This is a genomic window from Agathobaculum ammoniilyticum (assembly GCF_025567315.1).
Lineage (GTDB): Bacteria > Bacillota > Clostridia > Oscillospirales > Butyricicoccaceae > Agathobaculum > Agathobaculum ammoniilyticum.
On the sequence record NZ_JAOQJE010000030.1, the window covers coordinates 1 to 8,704 of the forward strand.

Below are 8,704 nucleotides of genomic sequence, written 5' to 3' on the forward strand. Positions count from 1 at the left end.
ATGCGTTCCTATGAAGTAAGCGCCGGAAAGTTGCAATCCGCTGGGTTAAATGAGCAGATCAACAGCGACCATCGGCGGCTGAATACCTGCGGACCTAACATGGTAATTGCAGTTTAATTATGAACAAAGATTAGAAACCGAAATATGGGCGGTATGTGCCACAGACGTATGATGAGCCTGATTGAAAAACGCAATTGACAGTCATGCGAGATGAGATGATCCGCTGTACCCTATTGCATTGGAATAGAGGGCTTACCGCTATTCATATAATGTATTAGCCAATCGTGGAAAGGAGGCTAATCATGGCAAATGATGATAAAAACCAGATACTTTGCAGAAGTGTTTTCAAAAGTGGCGAAAGCACGACTTCAAAGGCTCAATTCACAAAAAAGTGGGCTGAGATGATAAATAGAATAGAGAAAAACAAGACGGTGCGCCTTACAAAATAGCAATGACAAGCTGTTTTCTGCATGGTATAATATGCAAGAAGCAGCTTGTTCCTATCTCTAAGGAGATATGAATATGAAAGTAGCTATTTATTGCCGCTTATCTGAAGAAGATAGAAACAAGCAATTTGAAACGGATGACAGCAACAGTATTCAGAACCAAAAGGCGATGCTGCTGCAATATGCTATGGAACAGGGGTGGGAACTTTACAACATTTACAGCGACGACGACTATACCGGTGCTGATAGGCGACGACCGGAATTTAACCGTCTACTAAAAGACGCGGAGCAACACAGGTTTGATATTATTCTTTGTAAGACGCAATCACGCTTTACTCGTGAACTTGAGTTGGTGGAAAAATACATTCACGGTTTATTCCCGATATGGGGCATACGTTTTATCAGTATAGTTGACAATGCAGATACCGCAAACAAGGGCAACAAAAAATCACGACAAATTAACGGGCTTGTCAATGAGTGGTATTTAGAGGATATGTCTGATAATATCCGCAGCGTCTTGACGAACAGACGGAAAAACGGTTTTCATATCGGTGCATTTGCTCTTTATGGATACAAGAAAGATCCCGACCAGAAAGGGCATTTGATAATCGATGAAGAAGCGGCAGCCGTTGTCCGTGAAGTTTTCACCCTGTTTTCACAAGGATACGGAAAAACTGCAATCGCCCGTATACTCAATGACAGGGGTATACCTAATCCAACAGAATATAAACGTCTGCATGGCTTGCGTTATAAATCGCCGAAAACAAAAAACAGTACCCTTTGGAAATACTATTCTATTTCCGATATGCTGCTAAACGAAATCTACATTGGCAATATGGTGCAGGGAAAATATGGAAGCGTGTCTTATAAAACCAAACAAAATAAGCCGCGTCCGAAAAGGGATTGGTATCGTGTTGAGGGAACACATGAGCCTATTATTGACAGGGAGTTGTGGGATAGGGTGCAGGCATTGCTTGTACAGCGAGCAAAGCCCTTTGACGTAGGCACAGTCGGTTTATTTGCAAGAAAAGCCCGTTGTGCAAATTGCGGCTACACTATGCGTTCTTCTAAATCAGCCCCTCGGCGCGGCGGAAAGCATTATCTAAAATGCTCTAACCATCATGTAACAAAGGACGCTTGTATTGGTTCCTTTATCTCTGTTGATAAACTGGAAAGAATGGTTATCGACGAGATCAATAAACTGGCGGTCGAGTATCTTGATAAAGACGAGTTAGAACAGAACATAGAATTTTGTGATAACTTGCAGGGACAGAAAAAATGCTTGCTCTCTGACATAGCTGTTTATGAGAAAAAGGTTGCCGAGCTTTCCAAAGGTATCCGTGAACTTTATATGGATAAGGTAAAGGGGTTAATATCCGAAAATGATTATGTGGAAATGTCAAAGGACTTTACTACGGAGCGAGCCCGATTGGAACGTGGGATTGTTGACGGACAAAAACAGTTAGGCGAAATCGAGGAAAAAATCACGGTGGGCGATAACCGCCGTCAAATTATCGAACAATATTCCAGCTTGGAACACCTTAATCGTGAAATCGTGGAAATACTGATTGATTACATATCTGTCGGCAAGCGTATTCAGGGAACAAGGGACGTTCCGATTGAGATTCACTGGAACTTTTAATTTAAAGTTGTTCTTATATGATTGCACCATCTGCTGCCATATCCTCGAACAGGTCGGTGATCGGATCCCCCTTGGACTGGAACGTCATGGCGCTCCACGGCGTGCCGGAGGCGAACTGCGGATAGATACCGGTCGTATGATCGACAAAATAGGTGTCGAAGCCGCCCTCTTTGATCTGTTCGGGCGTCAGGTTGCGGGTGAGCTGGTACACAATAGCGGAGATCATCTCCATGTGCGCCAGCTCCTCTGTACCTGCGGCGGGGTCGAAATGACGCCCGCCGGATTTGACAGCCCGCGCCCCGCGGCGCTATAATAGGTGCATCAAGCACAGGGAAAAGAGCGGATGAACGGATGAAAGAAGTCGTAGCCGCCCTGATTTGGGACGGAGACAGGTTTATGATCTGCAAGCGGCCAGCGCATAAGGAGCGCGGATCGCTCTGGGAATTTGTGGGCGGTAAGGTCGAGCCGGGCGAGAGCCAGTCCGAAGCGCTGATCCGTGAGTGCAGGGAGGAGCTTGCGATCACCGTTGCGCCGGGTGCGTCGTTTATGGAGGTCACGCATGTGTATCCAGATATGTCCATCCACCTGACGCTGCTCAATGCCCGCATCACCGCAGGGGAACCGCAGCTTCTGGAGCATGAGGCGCTGCGCTGGATCACACCGGCGGAAATACCGGAATATGAATTCTGCCCTGCGGACGAGGCGATTCTCACCCGCCTGCGCGGGGCGGCCGAGTAAAAACCAGTACGCAAGGAGGACGGCGTTTATGCTGGCGTATACCTATATGGAGCGCGGGAAATTCGCGCTCAGAAACAAGCCCGTGCCGGTCGTTCAGGACCCGCACGACGCGGTCGTGCGCGTGACGCTGGCGAGCATCTGCACGAGCGACCTGCATATCAAGCACGGCTCTGTGCCGCGCGCGGTGCCGGGCGTGACCGTCGGGCATGAAATGGTCGGCGTGGTCGAGCAGGTGGGCGCGGCGGTCACGGCGGTCAGACCCGGCGATCGGGTGACGGTCAATGTCGAAACGTTCTGCGGCCGGTGCTTTTTCTGCGAGCACGGCTATGTCAATAACTGTATCGACCCGAACGGCGGCTGGGCGCTTGGCTGCCGTATCGATGGGGGACAGGCGGAATACGTCCGCGTGCCGTATGCCGACCAGGGGCTGAATGTGATTCCGGACGGCGTTTCCGACCGTGAGGCGCTGTTTGTGGGGGATGTGTTGGCGACCGGCTTCTGGGCGGCGCGCATCGCGGAGATCAAGCCCGAAGATACCGTGCTGATTCTGGGCGCCGGCCCGACGGGTATCTGCACGCTGCTCTGCGCGCGGCTGCGCGGCCCGGGCAGGGTGATCGTCTGCGAGCCGGATCCGGTGCGCCGCCGTTTTGTGGAGGAGCGGTATCCGGAGGTGCTGACCGTAACGCCGGAGCAGGCGCCAGATTTTGTCCGGCGATACAGCCGGCATGGCGGCGCGGACGCGGTGCTCGAGGTGGCGGGAACCGCAGACAGCTTCCGGCTTGCCTGGGAATGCGCGCGCCCCAACGCGGTGGTGACCGTGGTTGCGCTGTACGACGCGCCGCAGATGCTGCCATTGCCCGATATGTACGGCAAAAACCTGACCTTCAAGACCGGCGGCGTGGATGGCTGCGACTGCGCGGAAATCCTGCGCCTGATCGCGGCGGGCCGACTGGACACAACGCCCCTGATTACGCATATTTTCCCGTTGTGCGAGATCGACGCGGCCTATGACCTGTTTGAGCACCGGCGCGACAATGTGGTCAAGGTCGCGGTCACGACCGAGGGATAAGTACGGGAATGACAGAAAGGCCGCCCAAAAGAGCGGCCTTTCTTTGCTTTTCAAGCCAGTCAGTCAACGAGCTTGTCAAGCTCCTTGACGTATTCCGTGCCGCTTGCGGTCTTGTGCTCGGCCTGCTTGGCGTACATGCCGACCGCGGCGGCGGACTTGCGGATCGGCTGCATGGTACCCGCGCCTGCGACGCAGCCGCCCGGACAGGCCATGCCTTCCAGCAGGTAGCCGTTGTACTTGCCGGCCTTGGCGGCGGCAAGCAGGTGGCGGCATTCACGCAGGCCCTCTGCGTTGGCGATTTTGACCTCACGCTCAGGGTACTTCTCCTTGATGACGTTGACGACCGCCTGCGCCACTCCGCCGGAGACGGCGAAGTTGCGACCGTCGGTCGAAGCGTCGTTGACGCCGTTCGGGTCCTCCGGCACCATGGTCAGCTCAACGTGCTTGGCGTCAAAGATACCGGCCATTTCCTCAAAGGTGAGCACGAAATCCACTTCGCTGCGAACGTCGGTGCGCATGGCCTCGAGCTTTTTCGCCGCGCACGGCCCGATGAATACGACCTTGGCGTTTTTGTGCTGGTGCTTGATCAGGCGCGCGGTCAGCGTCATGGGCGTGAGCGCCATGGAGATGCAGTTGGCATAATCGGGGTACAGCTTTTTCGCCATGGTCGACCACGCGGGACAGCAGGAGGTCGCCATGAACGGCAGCTTTTCCGGCACCTCTTCCAGGAAGTCGTCGGCCTCCTGCGCGGCGCACAGGTCCGCGCCGATCGCAACCTCGAAAACGTCCGCAAAGCCGAGCTGCTTCATCGCGGCGCGCAGGCGGCCGGGCGTGACCTTGGGGCCGAACTGGCCGACGAACGCGGGCGCGACGGCGGCGTAAACGCGCTCGCCCGACTGGATCGCGCGGATGACCTGGAAGATCTGGGACTTATCCGCGATCGCGCCAAACGGGCAGTTGACCAGGCACATGCCGCAGGAAACACACTTGTCGTAATCGATATCCGCCTTGCCGTTCTGGTTGGTGCGGATGGCGTCCATGCCGCAGGCGGCGGCGCAGGGGCGCTTCTGATGGATGATCGCGTTGTAGGAGCAGACCTCCACGCAGCGGCCGCACTTGATGCACTTTTCCTGGTCGATCACCGAACGCCCGTTATAGCGGGCGAGCGAAACGGCGCCCTTGGGGCAGACCTCGACACACGGATGCGCTAAGCAGCCCTGGCAGCCCTCGGTCACGACGACCTGGTTCTCCTTGCAGCCGTGGCAGGCGAATTTGATGATGTTGATCAACGGCGGTGTATAATAGGTTTCGGGCTTGTCGGCGGCCTCGATGCCGTCCGAAATGGGAGAGTGGTCGGCCGCGCTGCGGTAGGGCAGGCCCATGGCTAGGCGCAGCCTCTCGCCGACAATGGCGCGTTCCAAAAAGATGTCGTTGCGGAAATTGCCGACCTCGCCCGGCACGATCTCATAGGGAAGCTCTTCGATCCGTTTGTCCACCTGCCATTCAGTATGGTAGGCCATACGGGCTACCTCGCGGAAAATCCTGTGGCGGATCTCCTGGATACGGGTCTCTACGCCTCTCATTCTTTCTTCGTCCCCCTCAATATAGTTATGATATGATAAATCCTGTTTTTACAGTAAAATCGGGCTGCTTTACAACCATCATAAGCATACAGCAAAACACAATTGTTGTAAAGAAAGAAATTGTAGAAAATTTAACAAATTTCTGCGGTGCGGACAACGTCCGACTGTGCGGGAAGTGGAAAGCGGCGGGGAGGCGGCGCATATCCTCCTGATAGAGGAGGCGATGGAATGTACAGGCAGCCGGTGATGAAAGGGGAACGCGCGCGGCCGGCCGGACCGCGCTTTTGGGAGGCCTGCGGCAGGGCGCTGCTGGCGGAGGCCGAGGCCTGCGGTCTGCTGGACGCGGCGGCATACCCGCGGGTGGAACGGGAGCTGCGGCGTCGTTTGAACGATCTGGCGGCAGGACGGGAGGCGCGGCCGTGATTTGGGCCGCGGCCTATTGCCGCGTGTCCACGGACAAGGAGGACCAGGCGGGCTCCTTTGCCAGCCAGCAGCGGTATTTCGAGGCGTTTATCAGCCGCCAGCCCGACTGGGCGCTGTACCGGATCTATGCGGATGAAGGCGTGACCGGCACTTCGACAAAGCGGCGCGCGGCGTTCAACCGCATGATGGCCGACGCGCGTGCGGGCCGTTTTTCCTTGCTTCTGACCAAGGAGGTCAGCCGCTTTTCGCGCAATATCCTGGATACGGTCGCGTATACGCGCGAGCTGAAGCAACTCGGCGTGGGCGTGCTGTTCCTGAGCGACGGAATCGACACGCGGGACGCGGATGCCGAACTGCGGCTGTCCATCATGGGTTCGATCGCGCAGGAGGAGAGCCGCCGCACCTCGGCGCGCGTCAAGTGGGGGCAGACGCGCCGCATGGAGCAGGGCGTAGTGTTCGGCCGCTCGCTGCTGGGCTACACCGTGCGGGACGGGGTACTTACGGTTGAACCCGAAGGGGCGGCGGTTGTCCGGAGGATTTTCCGCCAGTACGGGGAGGAGAAAAAAAGTACCGGCGAAATCGCGCGCGGCTTGGAGGCGGCAGGCTGCCGCACCAGTCGGGGCGGCGCGTCGTGGTCGGGCAGCCATATCGTCAAGATCCTCCGAAATGAAAAATATGTGGGGGACCTGATACAGAAAAAGAGCATCACGCCGGACTACCTTTCCCATGCAAAGAAATACAACCACGGGGAGGAGGAAAAGATCATCCTGCGGGACCACCATGAGGCGATCGTCAGCCGGACGCTGTGGGAGACCGTGCAGCGGGAGCTGGAACGGCGGCGGCGGCGCGGTGGCGCAGGAGCCGGCGCGGGGGCGGGGCATCCGTTTTCCGGCAGGCTGCGGTGCGGGCAGTGCGGCAGCGCACTGGTGCCGCGCCAAAAGCGCCGGAAAGACGGGAGCCTATACCGGCGCTGGGTGTGCGGCCGGACCGTGTGCGGCGGGAAGCACACGTGCAGCATCGGCTGGGGCCTGCCTGAAGCGGCGGCGTGGTTCATGCTGCGGCAGGCTGTGGAAAGCCTCGTATTCGATTGGGACGCGGCGGTGCAGGCAGCGGCCGGGGCGGTCACAGCCGCGATGGAGTCCGGCGGCGCGGAGGACGCGGAAAGACGGCGGGAGCAGGCCGAAAAACTGCGGCGGAAAAGGCTGCGCGCCTTGGACGCTTTTCTGGAGGGGGCGATTACCCAGGCCGAGCTGCGCGGGCTGACGGAGCAGTATGACGGGCGGCTCGCGCGCCTGCAGGCACAGCCCGCGGCGGCGGCCGGTTTGCAGGAGGCGGCGGAGCGGCTGCGCGCGGCCCTGCGGCGAGAGTCGGGCTGCGGCGACGCCTTTTACCGCACCCTGCTGGACGGAATGGAGATCCGGCCGGATGGAACGGCGGCGCTCCGGCTGCAGGGCATACCGCAGGAATGGGTATTCACCGTAAAGGGGCCGGTATGACCCCGCCGTACCGATATCGGTCAGGATAGCCTTGCACTCCTTGTACGGCATGGCATAGCGCTGGTTGAGGTAACGCATGGAGGCGCCCAGCTCGCCGTCCGGTCCGCCAAGCTGGGTAATAACGATCTTGGCGGTCTGCGGGTCGGGATTTTTGATCTTGACAGGGAACTGTAAGCGTTTATCATATGACCACATTAATTATCCTCTCCTTCCCACGGCCACGGGTCGCCGAGACACGCGCCATACCATGACTTTCCCGCGCGCCGCAGGTAAGGAGGGAGCGTCTTTTCAACTTCTTGATTTGACAAAAGTGCTGTTTTCTGTCATAATTTTATAGACAAAATATACAAAGGGGACTACGCGGCGCTGCAGGGGGGCAGCGCCGTGCGGAGAGAGGGCGCCGCGCGCGTTTGCGCGGCTTGCCGTAAAACGGAAGCGGAGGCAGGAACAGAGAAGGGAGAGGAGTTGCCTTTGGTTAAATTTGAACATGTTTCGCTGTCTTATGGGAGCCAGCAGGTGATTTTCGATTTGAGCTTCGAGATTCCGGACAACAGATTCGCCATCCTGATCGGCCCGTCCGGCTGCGGCAAGACAACGACGCTCAAAATGATCAACCGGCTGATCCAGCCGGACAGCGGACGTATTTTTGTGGATGGGAAGGATATCGCCCAGGAGGACAAGGTCGAGCTGCGCCGCCGCATCGGCTACGTGATCCAGCAAATCGGCCTGTTTCCGAACATGACGGTGGCGCAGAATATCTGCGTGGTACCCAGGCTGCTGAAGTATCCGAAAGATCAATGCGAGCAGATCGTGCGCGACATGCTCGCCATGGTCGATATGCCGTATGAGCAGTACGCGCACAAATACCCGTCTGAAATGTCCGGCGGGCAGCAGCAGCGTATCGGCATCCTGCGCGCGCTGGCCGCGTCGCCGCCGATCGTGCTGATGGACGAGCCGTTCAGCGCGCTCGACCCCATGACGCGCCGCACCTTGCAGCAGGAGATGAAATCCTTACAGCAAAAGCTGAACAAGACCATCGTGTTCGTCACGCACGACATGGAGGAAGCGCTCGACCTGGCTGACCTGATTATTTTCATGAACCACGGCCGTATCGAACAGATGGCCACGCCCGAGGAAATGCTTGCGCATCCCGCGACTGGACTGATCCACGATTTCCTTGGCAAGCATATGCCGGACAGCGCGGCCGCCGACCTCAAGGTAAAGTCTGCAAATAAAAAGTCAATAGGGGGAATGGAGAAAATGATGAAAAGAAAAAGGGCATACCCAAAGCGGCCAGATGGTAAAAT

General features: G+C 57.2%; 8 protein-coding genes and 2 pseudogenes. 7 read left to right on the plus strand and 3 right to left on the minus strand.

The window, feature by feature from the left end; genetic code table 11:
- Window positions 1-302 precede the first annotated feature (302 nt).
- The gene (locus OCV66_RS15190) at window positions 303-449 is read left to right on the plus strand and encodes a hypothetical protein (protein WP_162838366.1); all 147 of its coding nucleotides are present in this window, start codon (window positions 303-305) and stop codon (window positions 447-449) included.
- A 73-nt stretch (window positions 450-522) separates the two neighbouring features.
- Window positions 523-2,088, plus strand: coding sequence for a recombinase family protein (locus OCV66_RS15195; RefSeq protein ID WP_243182512.1), 1,566 nt, complete (start codon window positions 523-525; stop codon window positions 2,086-2,088).
- 28 nt (window positions 2,089-2,116) lie between these two features.
- Here OCV66_RS15195 and OCV66_RS15200 read toward each other — a convergent pair.
- A pseudogene (locus OCV66_RS15200) lies at window positions 2,117-2,341 on the minus strand (manganese catalase family protein); the annotation flags it as partial.
- A 98-nt stretch (window positions 2,342-2,439) separates the two neighbouring features.
- Between OCV66_RS15200 and OCV66_RS15205 the strand changes: the two are divergent.
- Window positions 2,440-2,826, plus strand: coding sequence for a (deoxy)nucleoside triphosphate pyrophosphohydrolase (locus OCV66_RS15205; RefSeq protein ID WP_147574632.1), 387 nt, complete (start codon window positions 2,440-2,442; stop codon window positions 2,824-2,826).
- A gap of 28 nt (window positions 2,827-2,854) precedes the next feature.
- Window positions 2,855-3,895 carry an alcohol dehydrogenase gene (locus tag OCV66_RS15210; RefSeq protein ID WP_054328487.1) on the plus strand — a complete coding sequence of 347 codons (1,041 nt, stop codon included), beginning with the start codon at window positions 2,855-2,857 and terminating at the stop codon, window positions 3,893-3,895.
- 59 nt (window positions 3,896-3,954) lie between these two features.
- Here the strand turns inward: OCV66_RS15210 and OCV66_RS15215 are convergent, their stop codons facing one another.
- Window positions 3,955-5,478 carry a 4Fe-4S dicluster domain-containing protein gene (locus OCV66_RS15215; RefSeq protein WP_107630953.1) on the minus strand — a complete coding sequence of 508 codons (1,524 nt, stop codon included), beginning with the start codon at window positions 5,476-5,478 and terminating at the stop codon, window positions 3,955-3,957.
- Window positions 5,479-5,706: 228 nt separating this feature from the next.
- Here OCV66_RS15215 and OCV66_RS15220 point away from each other — a divergent pair, with 228 nt between their 5' ends.
- Together OCV66_RS15220 and OCV66_RS15225 are read left to right on the plus strand one after the other, a co-directional pair.
- Window positions 5,707-5,901 carry a hypothetical protein gene (locus OCV66_RS15220; protein ID WP_054328488.1) on the plus strand — a complete coding sequence of 65 codons (195 nt, stop codon included), beginning with the start codon at window positions 5,707-5,709 and terminating at the stop codon, window positions 5,899-5,901.
- Window positions 5,898-7,397: a recombinase family protein gene (locus tag OCV66_RS15225; RefSeq protein ID WP_054328489.1), complete on the plus strand. Its 1,500-nt coding sequence runs from the start codon at window positions 5,898-5,900 to the stop codon at window positions 7,395-7,397. The genes OCV66_RS15220 and OCV66_RS15225 overlap by 4 nt, the downstream gene beginning before the upstream one ends.
- A 6-nt stretch (window positions 7,398-7,403) precedes the next feature.
- On the opposite strand, the pseudogene OCV66_RS15230 reads toward OCV66_RS15225, so the two are convergent.
- Window positions 7,404-7,592, minus strand: a pseudogene (locus tag OCV66_RS15230) (manganese catalase family protein); the annotation flags it as partial.
- A gap of 276 nt (window positions 7,593-7,868) precedes the next feature.
- Here OCV66_RS15230 and OCV66_RS15235 point away from each other — a divergent pair.
- Window positions 7,869-8,704: ABC transporter ATP-binding protein (locus tag OCV66_RS15235; RefSeq protein ID WP_147574633.1), on the plus strand; the 836-nt coding region annotated here is incomplete at its 3' end.

Bases quoted from the DNA above. Each gene is read 5' to 3' on its own strand.
- OCV66_RS15205 (WP_147574632.1), top strand. From the start codon at position 2,440: ATGAAAGAAGTCGTAGCCGCCCTGATTTGGGACGGAGACAGGTTTATG.
- OCV66_RS15195 (WP_243182512.1), top strand. From the start codon at position 523: ATGAAAGTAGCTATTTATTGCCGCTTATCTGAAGAAGATAGAAACAAG.
- OCV66_RS15220 (WP_054328488.1), top strand. From the start codon at position 5,707: ATGTACAGGCAGCCGGTGATGAAAGGGGAACGCGCGCGGCCGGCCGGA.
- OCV66_RS15210 (WP_054328487.1), top strand. From the start codon at position 2,855: ATGCTGGCGTATACCTATATGGAGCGCGGGAAATTCGCGCTCAGAAAC.
- OCV66_RS15190 (WP_162838366.1), top strand. From the start codon at position 303: ATGGCAAATGATGATAAAAACCAGATACTTTGCAGAAGTGTTTTCAAA.
- OCV66_RS15215 (WP_107630953.1), bottom strand. From the start codon at position 5,478: ATGAGAGGCGTAGAGACCCGTATCCAGGAGATCCGCCACAGGATTTTC.